Raw genomic sequence first — 556 nt, 5'->3', positions numbered from 1 at the left:
ATTTTAGTGGCAATAGGGGTAAATGAAGAGGGCTATCGTGAAGTTTTAGGTGCCGCGGAAGGGATGAAAGAAGACAAAGCGAGTTGGGTATCGTTTTTTCAGTGGCTTAAAGGCCGAGGTCTTACGGGAGTCAAGCTCATCATAGGGGATAAATGCCTTGGAATGTTGGAAGCTGTTGGAGAGACCTTTCCAGAAGCCAAGTACCAACGGTGTACCGTTCACTTTTATCGGAATGTATTTTCGAAGACACCACGAAAATGGATGGCAGTAGTAGCAAAAATGCTTAAAGCGATTCACGCACAAGAGAATCGGAAAGCAGCCCGAAAAGGCGAACCAAGTTATTGCCGATTTACGGGAAATGAAATTACAGGAGGCGNCAAAGGTAGTAGAGAACGGGCATTGAGGAGACTCTTACGTATACGGAATTTCCTGATACGCATTGGACCCGAATCAGAACTAATAATATGATTGAACGGGTGAATCGTGAAATCCGGCGGCGGACGAGGGTGGTCGGCTGTTTTCCTGACGGCAATTCAGCATTGATGCTGGTCTGTGC

General features: G+C 46.7%; 1 pseudogene. It reads left to right on the top strand.

The annotated features are described in order from the left end of the window. A pseudogene (locus tag TPRIMZ1_RS19380) lies at positions 1 to 556 on the top strand (IS256 family transposase); the annotation flags it as partial.

Source organism: Treponema primitia ZAS-1, from assembly GCF_000297095.1.
Classification (GTDB): domain Bacteria; phylum Spirochaetota; class Spirochaetia; order Treponematales; family Breznakiellaceae; genus Termitinema; species Termitinema primitia_A.
This window is presented reverse-complemented; position numbering and strand designations above follow the sequence as displayed.